Source organism: Pseudoalteromonas sp. ECSMB14103 (assembly GCF_000813065.1).
GTDB lineage: Bacteria > Pseudomonadota > Gammaproteobacteria > Enterobacterales > Alteromonadaceae > Pseudoalteromonas > Pseudoalteromonas marina.
Map to the genome: position 1 here is coordinate 877,792 of NZ_JWGY01000001.1, position 24,480 is coordinate 902,271.

17 protein-coding genes are annotated in these 24,480 nt (G+C 39.1%); 16 read left to right on the forward strand and 1 reads right to left on the reverse strand.

Annotated elements, in window-relative coordinates; genetic code table 11:
- The first annotated feature begins 1 nt into the window (after position 1).
- From RF53_RS04160 to RF53_RS04210, 11 genes are all read left to right on the forward strand, one after another.
- Positions 2-2,209, forward strand: a complete 2,208-nt coding sequence (locus RF53_RS04160; RefSeq protein ID WP_039036675.1) for a heparinase II/III domain-containing protein — start codon at positions 2-4, stop codon at positions 2,207-2,209.
- Positions 2,210-2,220: 11 nt separating this feature from the next.
- Positions 2,221-2,565 (forward strand): cupin domain-containing protein, encoded by a 345-nt coding sequence (locus tag RF53_RS04165; RefSeq protein WP_006794594.1) that lies wholly within the window; start codon positions 2,221-2,223, stop codon positions 2,563-2,565.
- A 2-nt stretch (positions 2,566-2,567) separates the two neighbouring features.
- Complete coding sequence (locus RF53_RS04170; protein WP_006794595.1) at positions 2,568-3,875, forward strand: MFS transporter; 1,308 nt, start codon at positions 2,568-2,570, stop codon at positions 3,873-3,875.
- A 71-nt stretch (positions 3,876-3,946) separates the two neighbouring features.
- Positions 3,947-4,879, forward strand: coding sequence for a sugar kinase (locus RF53_RS04175; RefSeq protein WP_039036676.1), 933 nt, complete (start codon positions 3,947-3,949; stop codon positions 4,877-4,879).
- A gap of 56 nt (positions 4,880-4,935) precedes the next feature.
- Complete coding sequence (gene eda, locus RF53_RS04180) at positions 4,936-5,553, forward strand: bifunctional 4-hydroxy-2-oxoglutarate aldolase/2-dehydro-3-deoxy-phosphogluconate aldolase (protein ID WP_006794597.1); 618 nt, start codon at positions 4,936-4,938, stop codon at positions 5,551-5,553.
- A 14-nt stretch (positions 5,554-5,567) separates the two neighbouring features.
- A complete protein-coding gene (gene fbaA / locus RF53_RS04185) occupies positions 5,568-6,647 on the forward strand; it encodes a class II fructose-bisphosphate aldolase (RefSeq protein WP_039036677.1) in 1,080 nt (359 codons plus the stop codon).
- Positions 6,647-7,612: a class 1 fructose-bisphosphatase gene (locus RF53_RS04190; protein ID WP_010558054.1), complete on the forward strand. Its 966-nt coding sequence runs from the start codon at positions 6,647-6,649 to the stop codon at positions 7,610-7,612. Before fbaA ends, RF53_RS04190 begins: the two co-directional genes overlap by 1 nt.
- Positions 7,613-8,046: 434 nt before the next feature.
- A complete protein-coding gene (locus tag RF53_RS04195; RefSeq protein ID WP_039036678.1) occupies positions 8,047-10,782 on the forward strand; it encodes a poly(beta-D-mannuronate) lyase in 2,736 nt (911 codons plus the stop codon).
- A gap of 299 nt (positions 10,783-11,081) precedes the next feature.
- A complete protein-coding gene (locus RF53_RS04200; protein ID WP_039036679.1) occupies positions 11,082-14,114 on the forward strand; it encodes a TonB-dependent receptor in 3,033 nt (1,010 codons plus the stop codon).
- A 627-nt stretch (positions 14,115-14,741) separates the two neighbouring features.
- On the forward strand, positions 14,742-17,699 hold the full coding sequence (locus tag RF53_RS04205) for a TonB-dependent receptor (protein WP_039036680.1): 2,958 nt from the start codon (positions 14,742-14,744) through the stop codon (positions 17,697-17,699).
- 184 nt (positions 17,700-17,883) lie between these two features.
- Positions 17,884-19,272 (forward strand): sensor domain-containing diguanylate cyclase, encoded by a 1,389-nt coding sequence (locus RF53_RS04210; protein WP_039036681.1) that lies wholly within the window; start codon positions 17,884-17,886, stop codon positions 19,270-19,272.
- Positions 19,273-19,379: 107 nt separating this feature from the next.
- On the opposite strand, the gene RF53_RS04215 is transcribed toward RF53_RS04210, so the two are convergent.
- Positions 19,380-20,252 carry an AraC family transcriptional regulator gene (locus RF53_RS04215; protein ID WP_039036682.1) on the reverse strand — a complete coding sequence of 291 codons (873 nt, stop codon included), beginning with the start codon at positions 20,250-20,252 and terminating at the stop codon, positions 19,380-19,382.
- 170 nt (positions 20,253-20,422) lie between these two features.
- Here RF53_RS04215 and RF53_RS04220 point away from each other — a divergent pair, with 170 nt between their 5' ends.
- From RF53_RS04220 to RF53_RS04240, 5 genes are all read left to right on the forward strand, one after another.
- Positions 20,423-21,373, forward strand: coding sequence for an SDR family oxidoreductase (locus RF53_RS04220; protein WP_039036683.1), 951 nt, complete (start codon positions 20,423-20,425; stop codon positions 21,371-21,373).
- Between the two features lie 65 nt (positions 21,374-21,438).
- On the forward strand, positions 21,439-22,113 hold the full coding sequence (locus tag RF53_RS04225; protein WP_006794764.1) for a fibrobacter succinogenes major paralogous domain-containing protein: 675 nt from the start codon (positions 21,439-21,441) through the stop codon (positions 22,111-22,113).
- An 11-nt stretch (positions 22,114-22,124) separates the two neighbouring features.
- The gene (locus tag RF53_RS04230) at positions 22,125-22,862 is read left to right on the forward strand and encodes an alpha/beta fold hydrolase (RefSeq protein ID WP_039036684.1); all 738 of its coding nucleotides are present in this window, start codon (positions 22,125-22,127) and stop codon (positions 22,860-22,862) included.
- 391 nt (positions 22,863-23,253) lie between these two features.
- A complete protein-coding gene (locus tag RF53_RS04235; protein WP_039036685.1) occupies positions 23,254-23,754 on the forward strand; it encodes an RNA polymerase sigma factor in 501 nt (166 codons plus the stop codon).
- Between the two features lies 1 nt (position 23,755).
- Positions 23,756-24,415: a hypothetical protein gene (locus RF53_RS04240; protein WP_039036686.1), complete on the forward strand. Its 660-nt coding sequence runs from the start codon at positions 23,756-23,758 to the stop codon at positions 24,413-24,415.
- Positions 24,416-24,480: the final 65 nt, after the last annotated feature.

Genomic DNA, 24,480 nt, shown 5'->3' on the forward strand with positions numbered 1-24,480 from the left:
GATGAATTTTTTTAAACGAACAACACACATAAAAGCTGCTTTTTTAGGTTTATTTTCATTGTTACTGTCATCAGTCGCCATTGCTGGGTCACATCCTAACCTTGTAATCACAATTGACGATGTAAAGCTCATGCGCCAAGCAATAAAGGGTGAGGGACAGTTTGCAACGGCGTATAACGATTTAAAAGCACAAGTAGATAAGCAAATAAAGCAGCCTATCACGGTACCAGTTCCAAAAGATGGTGGGGGCGGCTATACGCACGAACGCCATAAAAAGAACTATCAGGTAATGTACAACGCGGGGATTATTTATCAATTAAGCGAAGACGATAAATATGCTGCTTATGTTCGCGACATGCTGCTTGAATACGCAGCTCTTTATCCAACACTTGACGTTCATCCAAAGCGTAAAGTTAAATCACAAAACCCTGGCAAGCTATTTTGGCAAAGCCTGAATGAAGCTATGTGGCTTGTTTACACTATACAAGCTTACGACCTTATTTATGATTCATTAAGCGCCGCACAGGTTAAAGTTATAGAGGATGATTTAATGCGCCCTGTTTCATTGTTCACATCAGAGGGTCAACCGTCAACGTTTAATAAAGTACACAATCATGGTACATGGGCCACGGCTGGTGTAGGTATGGCAGGTTATGTATTAGACGAGCCTGAGTGGGTGGAAAAATCGCTATATGACCTAGACAAGTCGGGTAAAGGTGGCTTTATTAAACAATTAGAAATGCTGTTTTCACCACAAGGCTACTACAACGAAGGGCCGTATTATCAGCGTTTTGCATTATTGCCATTTGTTACGTTTGCTAAAGCAATAGAGAATAACGAGCCGCAACGTAATATTTTTGAATACCGCGATGGTGTGCTACTCAAAGCGATTGATACCACTATTCAACTTAGCTACAACGGTTTATTCTTCCCAATTAATGATGCTATAAAAAGTAAAGGTATCGACACTATTGAGCTGGTTCATGGCGTTACAGCAGCTTATGGGCTAACAAACGACACAGGTTATTTAGATATTGCGAAAAAACAAAAACAGACGATTTTATCTGGCGATGGCTTGAAAGTAGCTCAAGCGCTAGATAATCAAATGCAAACACCTTACGAGTTTAGATCTGTAGCGTTTGGTGATGGTAATGATGGTAAGCAAGGCGCGCTTGTAGTTATGAGAACACAAGTAGGTGGCGATCAAGCTGTTTTATTTAAACCTGCAGCACAAGGTTTGGGCCATGGCCATTTTGATAAATTAACTTGGCAATTTTATGATCGAGGTAACGAAATTGTATCTGACTACGGTGCGGCTCGTTTTTTAAACGTTGAAGCTAAGTTTGGTGGTCGTTATCTTCCAGAAAATGAAACCTACGCCAAGCATACCGTTGCACACAATACAGTTGTGGTAGATGAAACATCGCATTTCAATGCTAATGTAAAAGTGGGGAACAACAATCACCCAACACTAAATTATTTCACCACCAATGAGTTTGGTACTGTGGCAAACGGTTCAATTAGCTCGGCTTACAAAAACGTAGAGCTAGAGCGTACCCTTGCATTAATAAACTTACCAGAGCTTGATAGCACTATCACATTAGATATTTTTAATGCCAATGCTAAGACTAAACATCAATTTGATTTACCCCTTCATTACAAAGGGCAGCTCATTGACACAAGTTTTGACTTAAAAGCGAATGCATCACAGCTATCTGCATTAGGCAGTAATAATGGTTACCAGCATTTATGGCTTAAAGCACAAGCAACACCTCAAACTGGCCTTGCTAAGGTGACATGGCTAAATGATAACGGACGCTTTTATACGCAAACAAGTTTAGTTTCGGGCGATGAAGAATTCTTGTTTACTCAAATTGGTGCAAACGATCCACACTTTAATTTACGTAATGAAAATGGCTTTATTCGCCGAGTAGAAGATCAAAAACAGCATACGTTTGTATCTATTTTAGAGCCTCACGGTGAATATAACCCTAGTAAAGAATATACCCTAGAGGCTGTTAGCCGTGTGTCAGCTGCCAACTATATCGAGCAGGGTAATTTATTGCTCGTGCATTTAATCATTAAGAACAAAGCCTACTTAGTCGCTATTAATAAAGCGCACAGCAAAGCAAGCAACACATTCACATTTAAAAATAAGTCATTCACCTTAAACGACCGACTTGGCGTTTATGCGTTGAAGAATAATTAGGAGTAATTAGGATGCAAAAGCAAAGTGCACATTTTTCATTTGGTGACAAAACTGAAATTGAAGATTTAGGCAATGGTTTAAAGCGTCAAATGTTAGGTTTTAACGAAGAGCTTATGGCCGTTAAAATTTGGTTTGAAAAAGGCGCAATTGGTTATAACCATGCCCATAGACACTCACAAGTAACCTATGTAGTTGAAGGTGAATTTCACTTTAACATTGACGGCGTCACTGAAATTTTAAGACCCGGTGACAGCTGTTTTATTCCCCCGTTTGCAGATCATGGCGCTACATGCCCAACAGGTGGTATTTTAATCGATACTTTTAGTCCAGCTCGTGAAGACTTTCTTGAGGAATAATTATGCAACTTAAAGGCTTACGCTGGTGGGTTATTGCGTTAATCGCGTTAGCAACCATCATTAATTATATCGACCGCCAAGCACTTAGTGTGCTTTGGCCGGATATTGTAGAAGAAATGTTCCCTGATGAATCAGCATTAGAACGTAAACAAATATACGCAAATATTTCCATCGTGTTTGTGTTTGCCTACGCATTTGGCCAAGCTATTTTTGGTAAAATATTTGACTGGGTGGGCACCCGTTTTGGTTTTGTTTTATCAATTGGTGTGTGGTCATTGGCAACCATTGCGCATGCATTTGCACAAGGTGTTTTAAGCCTGAGTATTTTTCGTGCCATTTTAGGGGTAGCTGAAGCCGGTAACTGGCCAGGTGCTGCCAAGGGAAACGCTGAGTGGTTCCCAACTAAAGAACGCGCACTCGCACAGGGTATTTTTAACTCTGGTGCTGCAATTGGTGGCATTATCGCTATTCCTCTAATCGCTTACTTAACAGTGTATTTTAGCTGGCAAATGGTGTTTGTTTTTGTAGGTGCCTTGGGTTTTCTATGGTTAGTTCCATGGTTAATTTTAGTAAAAGCGCCACCAGGTTCTCACCCTTGGATAAGCGAAGAAGAGCGCGAGTACATTTTAACAGGTCAAAGACGTGTTGATGACAACGGCGATGTAACAGGCGAAGATGAAGAAGAATATAACCCTTCTACTGGCGAGTTGCTTTCACGTAAACAAAGCTGGGGTGTAATTATAGCTTCTGCGGCAATTGACCCAATCTGGTGGTTATTCGTTTTCTGGATACCTATTTATCTAAACGAAGTGTATGCCATGGACGTTAAATCTATTGGTATATATGGCTGGGTTCCTTATGTAGGCGCAATGTTTGGTGCCTGGTTTGGTGGGCTACTTGCTCAAAATAGACTTAAATCAGGTTGGAATACGGACAAAACACGCAAGCTCACTATTACACTTGGTTGTTTAATTATGCTTCCTGCATTACTTGCCATGGCTAACCCAGGTGGACCCACAACAGCTGTTCTGATCATGGCCGTTATTTTGTTTGGCTTTCAAACTGCTATTGGTAATGTTCAAACTTTACCAAGTGACTTACTGGGCAAAAAAGCGGTGGGTACCTTATCTGGTTTTTCTGGCATGGCTGCAAAACTAGGTGCGGTAGGTCTTACGTCACTTGTACCAATATTAACCGCTGATGGTAATTATGCTCCGGCATTCATAATTGGTGCATCACTTGCCATTATAGCAATGGCTGCAGTGTGGATTTTAATCCCTAAAATTGAACCTCTTAAAAAGCCTGATTAATCTGCTTCAACTGCTATGCCAACACGGTAGTGCTTGTGCATAGCAGTTAGTTACAAAGGATACTTTTAAAAATGAATACTATTTATTTTATGGGTGAATGCATGGTAGAGCTCAGGGCTATGAGCGCTGCTACGTTACATCAATCTTTTGCAGGCGATGTATATAATTCAGCGGTATATTTGAAACGCTGTTTTCCTGAAATAAGCACATCTGTAATTACGGCTTTAGGGCAAGACAACCTAAGTAAAAAAATGCGCGAACGCTTTGAAAGTGAACAGCTTGATACACAGTATGTATTTAGCCACGAAAGCAAAGTGCCCGGCATGTACTACATTGAGACAGATGAGCACGGTGAGCGAAGCTTTATTTATTGGCGAAGTGATTCTGCGGCTAAAAAAACAGTTGAGTTTTTAAATACCGAGTGCGTTGACCAATTATGCCAAGGTGATATGTTTTTCTTCTCAGGGATTTCTTTAGCCATCATAGACAAAACATCACGAGAGCAATTCTGGAAGGTTTTAGAGCAACTAAAAAGTGCTGGGGTTAAAATTGTATTTGATCCTAACTACCGAGCTCGTTTATGGGACAGTGTAGAGGATACTAAAGCGCAGTATCATTTAGCATTTAGTCTTGCAGACATAACTCTACCAGGAGTTGAAGACCTAACAATATTATATGATGTTCACAGCGTTGAGGCGGTAATTGAGTACTTAAAGCCATATCAAATTAATGAGATTGTGGTTAAAAATGGTCCAGAATCTGTTATTACACAACAAAACAACACACTTCAAAGCCACACAATAATACCTGTCACCACATTGGTAGATACAACGTCAGCGGGCGATGCCTTTAATGGTGTTTATTTAGGCGCTCGACTTTCAGGTAAGTCAATTGCGGCAGCAGTTCAACTTGGCGCTAAAGCAGCCGGAGCTGTGATTCAACAACCGGGTGCAATTGCACCAAAAGATGTTTTTCGACATGCAATGGTTGAAGCTGGTATCTAATAAAATTTAAGGCCTCCATACCCCGGCCAAACTACTTAAAATAAAGGAACAACGTTATGACTCGCTTTTCTGAACTTATGTCAGGGCAAACTCTGCTACCTATAATTCAAGCTGATACCCCAGAGCAGGGTGTTCAAATTGCAAAAGCTATGGCTAAAGCAGGCCTTACTTTGGTTGAAGTTGTGCTAAGAACTGACGCCTCAATTGATGCTTTAAAAGCGATTAAAGAGCAAGTCCCAGAGCTTAAAGTTGGTGCAGGTACCGTTATTAACGAAGCTATTTTACAGCAAGCAATTGAAGCAGGTTCTGATTTTATTGTAACCCCAGCGGTATCTCCTAAATTACTAACTGCACTAACAAAGTGTGGTGTTCCTGTTTTACCCGGCGTATCAAATACCGGTGATATTCTAATGGCGCTAGAGTATGGCTTTGAGGAGCAAAAATTATTCCCCGCATCGCTAGCAGGAGGGGCTCCGTTTGTGTCGGCTGTATCGAGTGTATTTAGAGCGGTTAGCTTTTGCCCAACGGGTGGGGTAAGTGAAAGTAACAAAATGGATTATCTTTCTTTAAATAACGTATTTGCTGTAGGTGGTACATGGGTTGCTAAAAAGGAATGGGTTGCACAAGAAAACTGGCAAGCTATTACAGACTCATGTATTCAAGCAATAAAATAGCAGGGAGCGCTAAAATGAACGATTTATCTCAAACTATTTTACCTGGCGTAATAGTGGGTGACGAGGTAAGTGCAATATATAACCATGCGCGTGCTAACCAGTATGCGCTGCCAGCTGTAAATGTAGTTAGCACAACCTCAATTAATGCAACTCTTGAAGCCGCGAAAGAAATGAAGTCACCGGTTATTATTCAGCTTTCAAATGGTGGTGCACAGTTTTTTTGTGGTAAAGGCCTCTCATTGCCAGAACAACAAGGTGCAGTACTTGGTGCGGTGAGCGCAGCTAGGTATGTACATAGTGTTGCGGCGCACTACGAAATCCCCGTTATGCTTCATACCGATCACGCAGCCAAAAAATTATTACCATGGATTGATGGTTTGTTGGATGAGGGTGAAAGGCATTTTAGATTGACAGGTAAGCCGTTGTTTAGCTCACACATGATCGATTTATCTGAAGAGCCGCTAGAAGAGAACATAGAGATATGTGAGCGCTACCTAGCACGCATGGCTAAAATAGGGATGACACTAGAAATTGAGCTTGGTTGTACAGGCGGAGAAGAAGACGGTGTTGATAATTCCCACCTTGATAGCTCAGCGCTTTATACGCAGCCAGAAGATGTTGCTTACGCTTATGAACGCTTAAGTGCTATTAGTCCTAATTTTATCATTGCCGCTTCTTTTGGCAACGTGCATGGTGTTTATAAACCAGGAAATGTTGTCCTTACGCCTACTATTTTAAAAGACTCACAAGCATATGTAGCGAAAAAATTTCACTTACCGAGTAATTCAATTAACTTTGTATTTCATGGTGGCAGTGGTTCAGAGGAAGAAAAAATTGCAGAGTCATTAACGTATGGTGTAGTTAAAATGAATATAGATACCGATACGCAGTGGGCATGTTGGAACGGTGTTTTAGATTACTACAACAGCAACGAGGCCTACCTACAAGGTCAAATTGGTAACCCTAACGGTGATGATAAACCTAACAAAAAGTACTATGACCCACGCGTGTGGCTTCGTCACTCTGAGCAGCATATGGTAACAAGACTAATCCAGTGCTTTGAAGATCTTAATTGTGTAAATCGGTATAGCTAATGAAAAGACTCAATACAGTATTAAAAGAAGATGGTGTAAGAACGGATCTAATTTTACTTATCCGTACTATTTTAGCCACAAGTAAAGAGATTGCGTTTAGGGTTGGTCAAGGTGAACTTGCAGGTGTTTTGGGTTCCACAATGAATGAAAACATTCAGGGTGAAGTTCAAAAAAAACTAGACATAATTGCCAACCAATTACTTAAAGATATTCTTCTTGACGACAGCTCTGTAAGAACCGTTGCCTCTGAAGAAGAAGACCATGCGGTTGGTGGCCACCCTGAAGGCACTTTTATTGTTGCTTTTGATCCACTCGATGGCTCTTCTAATATCGATGTAAATGGTCAAATAGGCACAATATTTACTATTTATTTGGCAAGAGACGACGTACCTTTTGACAGTGATGAGCAGTTTAACCAACCGGGTGTAAGCCAAGTGTGTGCAGGCTATGTATTATATGGCCCTTCATCATTGCTCGTAATGACCACCGGTGGGCCAACACGCTGTTATACCCTTGACTCAACACATGGTGGGTATTTACTCACTAATCCACAACTACAAATTCCTTCGCAAAGCCGAGAGTTTGCCGTAAATATGGCAAATTATCGTTACTGGGATGAGCCTACACAAGTGTACTTTGACAAGTTGCTTTACACATCTGAAAGCTTTGAAAAAAGCTCAATCCGATGGAATGCGGCAATGGTAGGTGATGTACACCGGATATTATGTCGCGGTGGCTTATTTTTATACCCGCAGGATAAACGCGTTGGTAATGACAATGGCAAAATTAGGCTTTTATATGAAGCCAACCCGCTTGCAATGCTCGTAGAAAATGCGGGAGGCAAAGCCACATCGCGTGGCGCTAGAATTTTAGATATAACTCCTGACGATTTACATCAACGAGTTCCCGTTACTTTAGGCTCGATTGAACCCGTTGATTATTTTAACAATTCAGCGCTAAGCTAATTCGATACCCTTCACTTCGGTTATTTAGTAACAGAGAAAGCTTTTCTCTGTTACTTTCCTTTTCAACTAATTACTTATCTTCTTGTTCTTGCAATTCTATTAATACGCTCATTAGTTAAATAGTCATTTGTATTTTAGAGTCATTATTGTAAAGCCAATTGGTAAAAATTTATTTTTTGTCAATGCTGATTTTTGTACATTTATGCATCCTTTAAATAGGTTGGTGGGTTACCTATGTGCCTTGTATAGGTAAAAAGGTACATTGACATCAGTAAATAAGCTGGAAATATCATTTCTATTGTGGTTATATGACCAAGTTGGTTAACAAATTATTTTCAGATAAAGTAAATTTGGTAACAACTAATATGATTATTTGGTAACACACACAATAGCTGGCCAAATATTTAACCTATAAAATGGAGAATAGAGGCATCATGAATTTAAAACACTTTGCACTATGCGCTATTGCAGCGGCAATAGTTGGTTGTGACACTGACGCAAACAACAATGACAACGAACTGGGCTCTATTGCTCTGTCAGGAACAGCCACAAGCGGTCAAACATTAACAACAAACGTGTCAGATCCTGATGGTATATCAGGAACTGTTTCTTATTTTTGGTATGCAGATAACGAAGTAATAGAGGGCGCTAATAGCGCATCGTTTACGCTTACGGACGATCAAATTGGTTTAGCTATCACAGCTCAAGCTAAATATACTGATGATGGTGGTGTTAACGAGTCACATATTTCAGATCCGACCTCTGACGTAGCAGCCATTGCATTTCCAGCAAGCGTAACAATAACAGGTGATGCACTTATCGGGTCAGAGCTGACCGCGAATGTTGAAGACGAAAATGGTTTTGATAGTTTAACAGTTGTATACGAGTGGTTGGCGGATGACGTAGTAATTGAGGGAGAGGTTCTTTCATCACTCATGCTTACTGAAGCACAGTTTAATAGCGTGATCACCGTTACAGCATCGTTTGAAGACGATCGTGGGTTTGCAGAGTCAGTGACGTCTGTTGGCACTGCGCCTGTTGCGCGTGTTAATGCGCAAGGTGATGTAGCAATTAGTGGCACACCCACAGTGGGTAATACGCTTAGTGCTGATATTACTGATATGGATGGTGTATCTGGAGAAATCACTTATCAATGGTTTGCTGACGATGAAGAAATAGTTGGTGCAACCCAAAGCGAATATATTGTAGAGGCTACTTTAATTGGACAAGCTGTATCGGTACAAGTGACTTATACAGATGACAATGGTTTTGTAGAAGATAATACATCAGAAAAAACAATTCCCGTATCGGCTGTTGCGGTTGATGAAGCGGGAAGTATTACAATTATAGGCACATCACCTTACTTAGTTAGCGGTGAATTAACAGCACAACTAACAGATAATAATGGTATTGAAGAAACAAATGTTACCTATAGCTGGTTTGCCGATGGCGTTGAAGTAGCCGATACAAACAGTAATACGTTTTCACCTGCGGCATATGCGGGTGCAATTATATCTGTGAGTGCTTCTTACACCGATAACGACGGATTTGAGGGTTCTGTAAGTGGCTCACTAGAGACGGTAATTTATTCCCAACTTGTTAGCTCACCAACAGAGTTACTAAGTGCGGTAAGTGGCGGCCTTGCTGATGGTGATGTTGTTGGCCTTAATACCGGTGTTTACGCTGATATGGATGAAGTTTTACTCACCAGTGGTGTAACGCTTCGCGCTGTTGAAGAACAAACGCCAGTTATTAGTGGCGAAGTATGTATTCACGTTGCTTCAGGTGTAGAAGGTGCAGCGCTAACAGGCCTTACGTTTAAAAATATAGATACAAAATCAGGCTCATTTTGTGAAACGCAAGAAAGTGCAATTATCTATTCTGAAGGGAATAACTTCGAGTTTACTCAAAATACAATGGATGGTGATGAAGCCGATTTAAATAATTCGACTTACCACTGGTTAATGATCAAAGGCACAGGCGCGCTAATTGAGCGAAATACATTTAGTAATCGTGATAATGCTGAAAATGGCTCCGTTATTAAAATTGCTTCATCAGGCAGCGACCATGTTGTTCAATACAATTTATTTAGTGGCACCAGTGCGAATCCAAATTTTGGTAACTCAAGCCTTCATTTAATTAATGCGGGTAGTACTACCGGTTCAGATGCAGCTGACGATGCAAACTTTACTATTCAATATAATCGAGTAGAAAACTTTGTAACCGGTCGTCGTTTAATGCGTGTGCAAACATCGGGTGCAACTATCAAAGGTAACACTGTGGTTAACCCTAATGGCGGGATTTCACTAGAAGATGGTGGTTTTAATAACGTGACAGACAACGTTATTATTCGTACTACTGATATTGCAAGCTCTAGCGATCGTCCTGCTGGTGTGCTAATTACACCGCTAGGCCACACAGTTAGTAACAACTACATTGCAGGTATTCGTTCTGGTAATAAAGAGGCTGGTGGAATTGTATTTACAGCAAATCCATTTTCTCAAGCTGATGGCGGTATACCAAACTCAGGCAACCAAGCTGTATTAGATGCGGCGGGTGACTTCACATTAACGGTAACTAACAACACTGTTTTGAACTCTCAGCAACCAATCGTGTTTAGTACTGAAATAGGTTCTCGTGCCCCTGTGGGTGATTGTGATGAACTTACAGTGGATAATGCTCCTGTACTCTATGGCTTAACTAAAAATGCATTTGTCATAAACTTTGATGGAAACCTTATTGCTAATGGCTTAGGTGATCAAACTGATGCAGATACCATTGAAAGTAGCGCCTTAACACAAGGATTATTCTATCCAAATACGCTTGATAGCGACCATGCTTTTGAATACGACTGTGATTTAATCAAGCATGATACATCAGCATTAAGCAACAACTTTGGTTACATGGATAGCCGTGTATCTGGTGATACAAGTGGCGATTGGGTTGCAATCAGAAACCTAAATGGTAACGGCTCATTTGATACCGATGGCGCTATTGATCAAGACCCAGCTGCAAACGGTAAAGAAATACTTGAATATGTATTCGCAGCAAGCACATTACTTGAAACCGACCCAGCAGGTTTACAAGCTGTGGCAGGTGCAAAAGGGCTTTACTACATTCAAGCGAGTGATGTAGGTGTTGGCTCAACATGGGTTGTTAATAACGACTAACCTAAGTAAACACTCTTAATTAAAAAGCCCCTTTTTTGGGGTTTTTTTATGCCTGTGAGTAAAATATGACCGAAAAATGCGTTTGCTTTTCTAATTATTTTTCATTATAACGCCGCCTGACCCCTTGGTAATACTGGTTTGTGGAAATTGGTATGTTAATTGGTAATGCTTTGGTTGTAAAATTGGTTGATCATCCGTGGTTACTTGAGTATATTAACAACAGTTGTCACATAACTTATACAGATGAATAACAAGTCAACACACAACAATCACACAACAATAACCAACGGAGCATAAAAATGTCGTTGAAGTCTTCAAAAAATAATAAAATGCGTTCAGGTCAATTCGCACTGAGCCCGGTAGCTAAATGGATACGAACAGCCGCTATTGCCGGTGTAGCAAGCTCATGTGTATTTTCAGCGCACGCACAACAAGAACAAGCAAAAGCGACTGAGGTCGAGCCTGATGTAGAAATCATCAGTGTTACAGGTACACGCAGAACAATTCAAGATCAAATAGCCATAAAGCGCGAAGCCACAACCGTTGTTGATGGTCTTTCATCTGAAGATATTGGTGATTTACCCGCTTTATCGATAGGTGAAGCATTAGAGTCTATTACAGGCGCAGCATCGCATCGTGAAAATGGCGGTGCGACAGAAATTACCATTCGCGGCCTAGGCCCATTTTTAAGTGCAACACACATAAACGGCCGTGAAGCAACCAATGGTAGCGGTGATCGTTCAGTAAACTTTTCACAATTTCCATCAGAACTTGTAAAAAAAGTAGCTATTTATAAAACCCAAGATGCTTCGATGATTGAAGGTGGGGTTGCGGGTGTTATCGCACTTGAAACGGTTACCCCACTGGATTATGGCAAGCAGCGTTTGCAAGGTGAGGTTAAACTTAACTACAACCCTGACGAGAGTAATGTAGACAACTCACTACAAAGCGATTTAGGTTACCGTGGCACATTTAGCTATGTTGACCAGTTTGAGTTTGATAATGGTCAGGCAGTTGGCTTTTCTTTTGGTGTGCAACGACAAGATATTTCGCAGCCAGAAGCAGAATACCGAAGCTCTAGCCCATCAGGTTCGTCGCTTTGGGCATGTTTAAATGATCCAACAAATACGAATGAAGGTTTTTACCGCAGTAGTGCAGGTGATTGTGAGGATCAAGTAAACGGAAGTAATAACCAAGGTTATGACACAGAAATTGACCCTGACACAGGCAAAGCCGTGAGTGATGGTACTCCATACGCATGGACTGGCAGCAGCCGAAGCTTTCGTCAAAACGAAACGTCAGACGAGCGTGACGCGGTATTTTTTGCCTTTCAGTACCAGCCGTCTGCAGAATGGGATATTAATTTTGATAGCCAAATTTCTGATAGAACGCAACGAGAAGCACGCCATGATTTAATTTTCTTACAAAAGCGCGCAACACCAGGTGTAACAGGCCCATCACTTGTCACTAACGATGTAGGCGGCATTTTACATTGGGAAGGTGAAGAGCGTATTGAGTCTGCTGGTGAGCAATTTTCTCGTGAAGAAAACTACCGTGGTTACGGCTTAAATATCGAACATACTGTAAATGATAGACTGACCATTGATTTAGATTTAGCGTATTCAAAAACCTCGCGTGAAGAACTGCAAATTTCTAACCGAGGCAGAACCGCTGGACGTAATTTCTTCTCGTGGGATATGGGCGATAACATTCCACATTTTACGCTTACTGATTTTGACGTAACAGATATATCTAATTTTACAGACAGCTTAAGAACGCGTATTGACCGTGAAAACGTGAGAGATAACAAAGTTGTGTCTGCTCGTTTAGATTTTGACTATTTAGTTGATAGCGGCATGTTCACCACAATTCAAGGTGGCGTTCGTACCTCAGAGCTTAGCTTTACACAATTTGGTGGAACGAACGGTAACGGCTCTCGTAATCAATTTACTCTAGGTTCAGGTGCTGAAGCGCTCGATGTGCTTCAAGGTTGTCAAATTGATTTTCCTGAATCAGGCTTTTTGTCTAGTGTGTCAGATGGAAATATCATCACGCATGTAGATAGCGATGGCAATGTGGTAGACACAGGGACAGGCTCTTCATGGGCGACTTACGATAATGAGTGTTTTTCTCAAGCTGTTGTCGCGTCTAATGAGGGTGGAGTATTTGAATACCCTGAGGTTGAATACCAAAACGCAGGAACCATTGACGTAACTGAAAAAACAACGGCTGCTTACTTAATGGCTAATTACGATACAGAAATGTTTGGTAAGTTCATTCGTGGTAACTTTGGTTTGCGTATTGTCGATACTGAAGTTACATCAATTGGTTTTAGAAATAGTTTTGACGTTGTTACCAGCGATACAGGGGTTCTTTCTCTTGTTGAATCAGACACAGGTACTCTTGATAAAATAAAAGGGGGCGGTGATTACACCAAGTTCTTACCTAGCTTTAACTTAGTGGTCGATTACAGCGAAGATATTTTATTACGTGCGGGTATTTACCGTGGTATGTCGCGTGCAGACCCTTCTGATTTAGGTTATAGCCGCTCTTTTCAAGAAGACACATCTGATACGGCCACTACAATTAGTGACTTATTAGTGGGTGTAAACGGCTCTGGTAACCCAGATACGCAGCCTCTAATGTCATGGAATTACGATGCAGCATTTGAGTGGTACCCTAATGAAGATTCAATTTTTGCATTAAGCCTATACTACAAACAGTTCCAAGGCGGCTTTCAACAGCGCACAGTTATTGAAGACTTTGTTGTAGGGGGGGAAACCGTTTCATTGCCTATTACAAATTCAGTAACAAACGACGAAGAGAGTGAGATTTTAGGCCTAGAAACATCATTCTCATACCGTTGGGACAATGGCATAGGCGTTAAGTTTGGTTATAACTATGCCGACACTGATTTTGAATTTGAAGACAGCCTATACGGTGATACATTTGTAACAGACGTTGATGGCAATACAACTCAGCTTAAAGAAGGTATTGTTGAGCCAGGTTCTGTACCAGGGTTTTCTAAGCATGTATTTAGCAGCCAACTTTATTACCAAATAGGTGGCTTTGATACTGCGGTTATTTACAAATACCGTAGTGAGTATTTCCAACCTTATACAAGCAATGGCACACGCTTACGTTATGTTGATTCGGTAGGCGTATGGGAAATGCGTGCATCGTACAAAATTAACAAGCACTTTAGAGTTAAAGCAGAGGCAATTAATTTATTTAGTGCTCCTAAATCTCAAGACTTTTTTGTTGAAGATAACTTAGGTGAAGTAAACGATTACGGCCCACGTTTATTCTTAGGTTTAAGTTATAAACTGTAAAAGTTAGTAACTTATAAAAACCCCCAATTGGTTTAACTAATTGGGGGTTTTTTGTATCTACGTGGATGTGCATACCTTTATCACTGAAATGTCTTAACTAAACCATCTAAACTGATCGCAGATTAAATTCTATTCAACTTTTACAGCCTTTGTTGTAAGCCAAAAAAACTCCTTTGTATTTTTATAAGCGTAAATGCGATTAGTCTGTTTTATTTTTGTACCTTTTTATTCTAGCCAAAAGTCTAATAGATTTTTAATTGGTTAACCAATTCGAGGGCTTTTTATACTTTTATAATTAAAAGCTTTCAGTTTATAGCTAAATAATATAACGGAATAATGAACTTAAAAATACAATCTAACTACTACTATAGTGTTGCATACCGGATTTGAAAACTATATGTATTACAGGTGGTTGTATTTTTTTCCTACATTGTTGTAGTTGTCAGGTATGGGGAATTTATTTTTGGTAATAACAAACTTGAATTATTTTATAGTATTTGACTTACAACGTGGTTGACCTTTTTGGTTTTGAGTGTAAATATTAAGTTAACCTTTTGTAATACATTAATTCACTTTTGTATGAAAAGTAACAAGTAGCATAGCGTTTCACACACACAGGAAAAAACTATGAATCATAATTTATCAAAAATCACACTGGCGGTTATCTCTGCAACGGCAATGAATATGTCTTTATCTGTTCATGCGCAGGAAGAGACAAAGAATGTTAAGGATGACCTAGAGGTAATTGAAGTTTCTGGTATACGTCAGTCTTTAACTAATGCGCTTGCTGAAAAACGTTCAGCAGACAGCCTTGTAGAAATTATTCAGTCAGAGGATATTGGTAAGTTACCTGATCAAAATTTAGCTGAAGTACTTGAGAACGTAACGGGTATTCAGATCACGCGTCAGGCTGGTGTAGGTACGGGTGTTCAAATTCGTGGTACCGATGCAAACCGTACTGAAATAAATGGCGTTTCAACTGTGGGTTCAGGCTCTGGACGCAGCGGCATTAGCTTTGAAGATGTGTCGGCTTCTATTATCTCTAGTTTAGAAGTTATAAAATCGCCTGAAGCCAAAACAATTGAAGGCTCAGTAGGCGGAACAATAAACCTTAAAACAATACGTCCACTCCAACTAGGTGAACAATTAGCCACAATTAGAGTACAGGGCGAAAATAGTAGTTTAAGCACTGATAGTGGCTTACAACCTCGTTTTTCTGGTACTTTTGCAGATAACTGGGAAGGCGACTTTGGTGAGTTTGGTATTTTAGTAAGCGGCAGTTATGCCGAGCAAGACGTGACAGCATTTCGCCCTCGTGCAGACAGAGACAACATTGTAACCTCTGATAGTGGAGTAGCCAGTGCACAGTCTTTTGACTTTTTACCTATTCAATTTTTTGTCCAAGATTACGATAACTACGAATACGAAACAAAGAACTTCGTAGGTACGCTTGAGTGGGCACCAAATGACAATACTAAGTTTTATTTTGATGCGGTTGTAAACGATCAGGAACGTCGTCAAGAGAGCTCTCGTGTTCAAGCGTCGGGTGTCAGTGCATTGAATGACATTTCGGTTCCTGATGAATTTGAAACAATTAATCTAGGTTCTTTAGGTGGAACTAATTTAGGTTCAATTCAAGCGGCTTTAAGCGGTGTAATCCCAGTTAATTTAGCAAATGATGATGACGATCCAAATTTACGTTTTTCGAGTGATACAAATTCTCGTGTTACCGACAGTAATATTTTTAGGCTAGGTGGTGAATGGCAAGGTGATAAATGGTTTGTAAGCGCTGAAGTTGCGTCGTCATCTTCTGATACAACAACACCAAGCTTTAATACTACACTTAACTTCATTAACCCTAATGCACCTTTAGATGCTGGTGGCGGTAATGATAACAGTGTGCCTTTTGAATACGACCTGTCAGGTGGAGCACTTACTTTTGGTATTGCACAAGGTGCTGAATATGCGCCTACGGTTGAGCAATTACTTGACCCTGCAAATGTAGTACTACGTGATGTAAACATTGGTCAAGATACCGTTGAGAACTCTGAAGATGCGTTCCGTATAGATTCAACATATTACACAGACTCAATAGTTACCTCTGTTGATTTTGGTTACCGTTATAGCAAATCGGCGAGTAAGCAGAACGAAATCACATCAAGTGTTGGTCTGCGCTCTATGGCAGATAGCCCAAGAGGTGATTTATTCGCTGATCTTTTAGTTGCGGGTCCTGATAACTTTAATGAGGCTGATGGTCGTTCGTTATACATAGGCGATTTTTTACTGATAGACCCAGAACTCGTGGCATCAGACCCAGATGCAGTACTTGCAACACTTCAGCAAGCATTACAAACTCATGGCTCTAGCCGTACGCTAAATGCACCAACGTCAAGTTCTTCAGGCTTTTTTGATATTGAAGAAATTACACACGCTTTTTATGCACAAGCTAACTTTGAATACGACATGTTCCGCGGTAACTTTGGTTTACGTTATATTCAAACTGATGTTGAATCGACAGGTAACTCTGTAACGCAAGACGGCGGTGGCAATGAGCTAGTAACGCGTATTACAAATGAGTCAGACTACAACTTTATCCTACCGCGTTTAAACTTAGTTGCCGACGTGTCAGAAGATGTAGTGGTTCGCTTTGGTGCAGGTAAAGACATTCGTCGTCCAGATTATAACGACTTATCTACTTCTATTACTTATAGCACGAGCCCAAATGATGAAGTTGAATTTGGTAACCCAGCACTAAAACCAGAAGAAGTATTATCTTATGATTTATCAGCAGATTGGTACTTTACTGAGGCGAGCGTATTTAGTGTAGGTATTTTCCACAAAACGCGTAAAGAGCTTCATGTTAATCAGTTAACATCGCCGGTAGAAGACCCAGTAACAGGCTATCGTGATTTAACAGACCCATGTGAAGGGGGTGGCATATTTAACCCAATTGCAGACATTAACGTGTTTGGTCCTGAAAATGGTCGTGGTGTATGTGTAGGTACTGAGACAAAAGTAAATGACACTGGCGAAACAACCCAAAAAGGGATTGAGTTTGCGTTCCAGTATGACCTATCTAGCTTTGAAAAAGATTTAGGATGGGCGTCGGGTTTTGGTGTTTTAGCTAATTACACAATTCAAGAGTTCTCGGGCGGGGAAACAGTCAATAAGGCTACTTCAAGAGCGAGTAACGTATTTGCTGCAAGCACCGGTACACCGGGTATTGAAGTAAGCGAAATACAAGGTTTGCTTAACTTATCAGAAAATGCGTATAACTTTACTCTATACTACGAAAAGTTCGGTTTATCGGCACGTATGCGTTACACATGGCGTGAAGGTTACCGCTCAAACGATTTTGGTAGCACGTCAAGCTTCCCATGGGGGTTCCCTGTAGTGCAAGAGGACCGTGGTCAGCTTAATGCAAGTATTAGCTACGATGTAAATGAGCAGCTTAATATTGGCTTAGAAGCCGTAAATATTACTGAGTCTGAAATTAGCCAGTCTTGTGTTAACGAAGGGTCGTTATTGTGTTTCCAAGGCCTTACAGACCGTCGTATTACGTTTGGTGCTAGTTACCGTTTTTAAAATTTATGTTGAAAGTGTGTAGCCTTTGAACGGGCACAAAAAGCAAGCCACTATGGCTTGCTTTTTTATTTTTAAGGTTTAAATAATGAGCAGTTTTTAAATTAAATTAGGTACTAATTGGTTTCATTTTCTTTATTTGTTTACTACCTTTTTGGTATTAATATTTTTTTAAATGAGATCATTCATGAATGGTATCAGTGATTTAAATTTTAAAAACTTACTTGAGTATGCACAAGTAGGTGTGATTATTCATAACTGGGATACATCAATTGTTTACATAAACCCAATCGGTTTGCAGTTACTAAATTTAGATTACGAGCAAGCAATAGGGCAAGACATTTATGACCCTAATTGGACACTCATTGACGAGCAAAGCAATCTAATGTCTGTTGATGATTATCCAGTTAATATTGTTAAAGCTACAAAAAATAAAGTAGTTAATAAAATTAAAGGTGTTGTTGGCGGGGCAAAAAAAGACATAAGCTGGTTTATGGCTAACGCTTACTTTGAAGGCCACGATAATGATAAAAACTTTATTGTTGTAACCATCACTGATATTTCTGACGCTAAGCAGCAAATTTCATTTCAAGATGTGGTCGAAAATACGCAAGACATGGTTGTTATTACCGATGCAAAAAATATCAAACACCCTGAAGGGCCTAAAATAATTTACGTAAATAAGGCTTTTGAAGTACTCACTGGCTATACCTCAGCAGAAGTTATTGGTGAAACGCCTCGAATTTTACAAGGTGATTTGACCGATTCTAAAGGCAAACAAAGAATATACGCTGCGCTAGAACGTCGAGAAGAAGTAACTGAAACACTGTTAAATTATGATGTCAGAGGAAGGCCCTATTGGGTTGAAATGAATATTATTCCGTTGAAAAATAAGTTTGGTGAGGTTACTCATTTTGCAGCAATTCAACGGGATGTTTCAAAAAGTAAATTTCAAACCGAACAGTTAGAAAAACGAAATAAAGATTTAAAAGAGTTAAAAGTTAACCTAGAAAATTTAGTACAAGAAAGAACATTTGAATTACAACAAGCTAAGTCTCAACTTGAAAAAATAGCGTTTTTTGACCCATTAACTGGAATTCCTAATCGTCGCTTTTTTTCAGATCAAGTTAATAAATTAGTCAAAGGAAGTGTCAGGCGTGGGGGTATAATTGCGTTTGGATTATTTGATGTTGATAACTTTAAAGCTGTTAACGATACCTATGGTCATGATGTGGGTGATCGCGTACTTGTTGAATTAGCAAACATATTAACGCACATATTGAGAATTGATGATGTATTTTGCCGCTTTGGTGGTGAAGAGTTTGCTTTTGCTGTTATTTTAAAAGAAGTAGACGATGCTGAACCCGTTGCCGAAAAACTTATAAATGCAATTAGAGATCTTAAAGTGCCTGTTGAAGGTGAAAACACAATAAATGTAACCGTAAGTATGGGGTTAAACGTGGTATCACCAAACAATAGCACTGACATAGATGATGAAATAAAAAAATCAGATGCGGCAATGTACCAAATTAAAAAGTCTGGCAAAGATCGTTATAAAATTATTCATGAACCATAAAATAAGTTGGGTTATGCAATGTTACTAAGCTAATAAGTATAACTTTTCACAAGTTAGGTACTCACTCTTTTACATGTATAAGCCGTTAAAATATCGCCTTTATTGTGCTAATTTTGTTGGCTCCATTGCTTGGGCGATAAGCCGTACATTCTTTTAAATTCTCTGCTGAACTGAGAACTGCTTACATAACCCATTTCCATGGCCGCAACGTTGACATTGGTACCTTGTGTTATTTTCATGGCAGCATGATTAAGCCTCATTGATTTAACAAATTGAATAGGGGACATGTTAGTTGCTTGTTTAAATTTACGATGGAATACAGCGCGGCTCATACCTATTTGGCTAGCCATGTCTTCAATAGTTATGTTTTCATGCAAATGAGAGGATAAAAATGCAATTGAACGTGCAATCTCGTTACCCACACCAAATGCCCGTTTAAACGCATAGCCTGCTTGACCTTTTAACAGCGCGTAATATAGCTCACGCAAGCGTGCTTTTTTCAATATGGCTAAATCAACAGCATCATCGTCGAGCAACAACACTTTATATAACGCATCGGTAAAGTTAGGGTCCCAATCGGCAGTTAAAATACTTTGTGAAGGATAACTCACGTTAGGTATTTGTTGGGTGCTAGTTGCGCTTTGAATCTCGAGTGCTAACTCGGTCATAATCCCTGTATCTATCGAAATGTATACACCTATTAATGGGTTATCTGTCGAGGCTTTTGGAGTACCGGCTTCAATAGGCATAGGCATTGTGCAACATATGTATTGTGTGTTGTCATAAAGGTGTTTGTTGCCATCTAAAATAGCTTCTTTTGTGCCTAAAACAATCGCCGTGACAGAAGGTTCATAGACCGCTGGTGAACATTCAATAGGGTCTGTGATTTTAAATAATTGAATGCCTTCAATACCTGTTTGTACCATGCCGCTTTCATTCATTTTTCTATTAATTAGTTGTAGTATTTTGCCTTTACTCATAGTCAATAATCACTCATTAAACAGGTGGTAAAATTAGCATTAGAGTTTGTGTAACTCAACAAAGTGATACAAATAGGCATGTTTTAAGGATTATTACGCCTTTTAGCATGTGTGGCTGAGATTATAATGTCTGCATATTAAAATTAACATTATTCATCTTGGACAACATTATGACGCAAAAAAATCAATTTGGGCCTAACGGCTGGACACCTGAAAACTTAAGCGCTTTGCATGGTAAAACTTATCTAATTACCGGAGCAAATACAGGCGCGGGCTTTCAAGCAACTCGCATATTACTCTCTAAGGGAGCCAATGTTGTTATGCTAAATCGTAATCCAAATAAATCTGTGCTGGCAATTACAAAGCTCAAGGATGAATTTGGCAGTGGCGCAAACGTCAGCTTTATAACATTGGATTTAGCCGATTTGACATCAGTACGCACTGCTTGCACAGAAATTTTGATAAAAGTACCTCAAATTAACGCACTAATTTGTAATGGTGCAATAGCGCAAGTTGAGCAGCAACAATTTACAGCAGATGGTTTTGAAAGCCAGTTAGGGGTTAACCATTATGGCCACTTTTTATTATGTGGTTTGTTGTTTGAGCGAATTAACACATCGAAGGGACGTATTGTTGTGGTGTCGAGTGAAGGGCACAAAATGGGGCTCAAAACAATTCAGTTTGAAGACATGAACTGGGATAAAAATTACAACGCAAATAAAGTGTATAGCCAAAGTAAATTGGCGCAAATGATGTTTGCTTACGAGCTACAAAATAAAGTTAAAGCGGCCGATAAAAATGTGGAAGTATATGTTTGTCATCCTGGGGCATCAAACACATCATTAATTAGGGAAACAGCAAGTTTTGCTACTAGGTTATCGTGGTCATTTATGGTCAAACTGGGTGTTGCTCAATCAGCTGAAAAAGGCGCTTATCCAGAAGTAATGTGCGCAGCTCAAAGTAACCTAAAACAGCATGCCTACTACGGACCAACCGGATTTTTAAACTTTGGCGGCCCTGTAGGCGAATGTAAGCTCGAATCATTTGTGTTAGATAAAAAGGTTTTAACAAAATTATGGACGCTTTCGGAACAACAAACAACATTTAAATGGCAACTGTAGAAAGCAATATTTACTTGACGGGCACCTCACCTATGAAACATTTCATTTATATATTGGGAATATTTATGTCGGCCTCAACAGCGTTAGCGAATGAACTTATTAGCGAACAAAACACTTCACAACCATCAATAAATAGCGCGTTGGTTCAGGATCATGAAGGTAATATTTATCGAACAGTTACGATTGGTAAACAAATATGGTTAGCTGAAAACCTTCGTGTGACTAAGTTTCAAGATGGCTCAAAGGTTAATACTGGCTTTATACCTAATGATGATAAAAGTAATTTAGCTATTTATGGTAGGCTTTACGATTGGTATGACGTAACAGATACGCGAAACCTTTGCCCAGAAGGATGGCGAGTCGCCTCTGATGAAGACTACAAAGCTTTAGAGATAGCTATAGGAATAGATAAAACAGACGTGGATAAACTTGGGTGGCGTGGACAAGACGACGTGGCAATTACGTTAAAAGTAAAGCAACCCGACACTATTTTTAAGCGTTTTAATCAATTGCAAGTAAATAAATACGGCTTTTCTGCTATGCCTGCGGGGGTCAAATTAGGAAATTGGTATATCACTCAGGGTATGTATACCGAGTTTTGGACAAGCACCAATGCAACTAATTCTGAGGCTTATGCAAGAACACTTGCTTATTCGTGGTGGAACTCTCACAAGGGCGAAATTCGCCGTGCGAAGCTTAATAAAGAGTATATGTTTTCAGTTCGATGCGTAAAAATTTAGGTGGTTAGATAATGCTATTAAAAATTACATTCGTGTTGTTTATTACACTTTTTACAGCAACAGGTTGCGTAAATACGAACCAAGCTTCGTCGGGCGATGATATTGATAAAGATCTTATTGTGCTGGCACATGGATTAGGAAGAAGCGATTGGGCCATGTGGAAATTAGCTCAAAGGCTAGAGCAAGCAGGGTATAAAGTATGCAGTTTAGATTACGCAACAATTGGCGAAAGTGTTGAGGCAGTATTGAAAGACACAACAAAACAAATTGATGCCTGTATTATCAATTCTTCAAAAGTGCACTTTGTAGGGCATTCTTTAGGTGGGTTAGTAATTAGAGCATATTTACAAAACGCTAATCACACACTAAAAAATGTGGCTATAGGAAATAGCGTTTTAATAGGCACGCCAAATAAAGGGAGTGAACTGGCTGATCATTTTAAAAACTCTTGGTTAATTACTTTAGGAGGCGGCATTAGCAAATCATTAGTTACAGGTGTGAATAGCCTTGGTAATAATTTGGGAGAGTTAACTGTAAAGTTTGGCGTAATAGCAGGTACAAAGTCGTCTAGCTTAACTAACGATAAATTTAATGGTGTTAATGATGGGCTTGTATCGGTTGAGTCCACAAAATTAGCGAACATGCATGATTTTATTACTATTAATGTAAGCCACTATGAAATGCGCTACAACGAAAATGTTGCTTATCAAACTATACATTTTTTACAAAAAGGTTATTTTAAGCACTAATTTTATGCATGATTAGCTAGCTACTATCAAAAAATACTTCAGTTTATTTAACCTTAACAGAGAGGTTAAAAGCCACCGTTTAAATATTAAACCCACTTAATAAAGCCTCTTCAGCAATATTTACCATCGACTAAAAATAGAGAGTTAACAACGCGTTTAACGCTTGAATTGAAAAATTTTATTTGAACTTGTGATTTTTTCGCAGTTGCTGCGAATAACTAGGTAATAAACTAAGCAGATATTACTTTAGGGTCGATATGTTTTAAATAGTATTTAAAGCATATCGAAGGCATACCCGTAAATAGGGCTAGAGTGCTTTATGCTATTAAATAAACAAACTTTAAAGTCTTAATATTATGAAATTAAGAAAAAGTGATGGATTAACCAGTAAATGACCACAACTAAAAAAACACAATTTGCTCAAGCAATGGAGCAACATAAAGGCATTATTTATAAGATTGTGAATTCATACTGTCAAAACAAAGATGACCGACAAGACTTAGCCCAAGAAATATTAACAACGATGTGGCTAGCTTATGATAATTACAACAATGCTTATAAGTTTTCAACGTGGATGTACCGGATTTCGCTAAATGTAGCTATATCTTATTACCGAAAAGACAGTCGTCGAGAAGATAAAGCAAATGAAGAGTGCATAGTGAAGATTGCTGACTTATCGCAAGAAGATGAGAGCAACGAGGTGGTAAAGCAGTTATATGAGTTTATTGGTCAACTCGATAAATTAAATAAGGCGATTATGCTCCTTTATTTAGAGAGTGAATCTTACGAAAGCATAGCGAATAGCTTAGGGATCAGTAAAACCAATGTTGCTACGCGAATTAGTCGAATTAAACACACATTAAAACTTCAATTTGAAACACGGGATTCTTAACATGAATTTAGATAACTTTAAAAGCGCTTGGCAACAACAAAGCACTGATACACATAGTGCTATTGAAATTAATCAAGCAAAGCTTGCTGAAATAAAAATAAATAAACAAATAAAAGCACTTAATAAAATGAAATGGGCACGAATAATTGAAAGCTGTGTGTTTCTTATTATTATTGTACTGTTGTGGAAGTATATTGCTGCAGGCTTTACTTTTTCAGCGCCAATCATTTCAGCCTTTATTCTCAATCTGTTTGCCATCATTGGGCTTGCAGGAAATATTGGCCAAATTGTTTTAATTTCAAACATTGACTATTCAAAACCAGTTAACCAACTACAAAAAGATTTTTACCGAGTTTGTTCTCATAAATTAGAATTGACCAAGTTGCTACTTATGTCAGTTCCCTTTTATCTTGCTTATGTTTTTATTGGGTTTGATCTACTTTTTGGAATTGATTTATATCAGTATTTAGAGCTGCACATGATTTGGTTTTACTCTTTGTCGTCAGTACTGCTTTTTATAGCTACAGCATGGGTATTTGCTAAATTAAATTATAAGAACATTTCGGAAAAATGGGTTAATGCGAGTGTTCAATTTATTGTTGGTAAACGTTTGGTCACTATGGCTGAGTTTTTAAATAGCTCTGAGTTAATAGAAAGTTAGTTATCAAATGCTGTGTTTGTGTAGAAAATAGTTAATGATTTTTTTGCATAAACTCTTTAGATAAT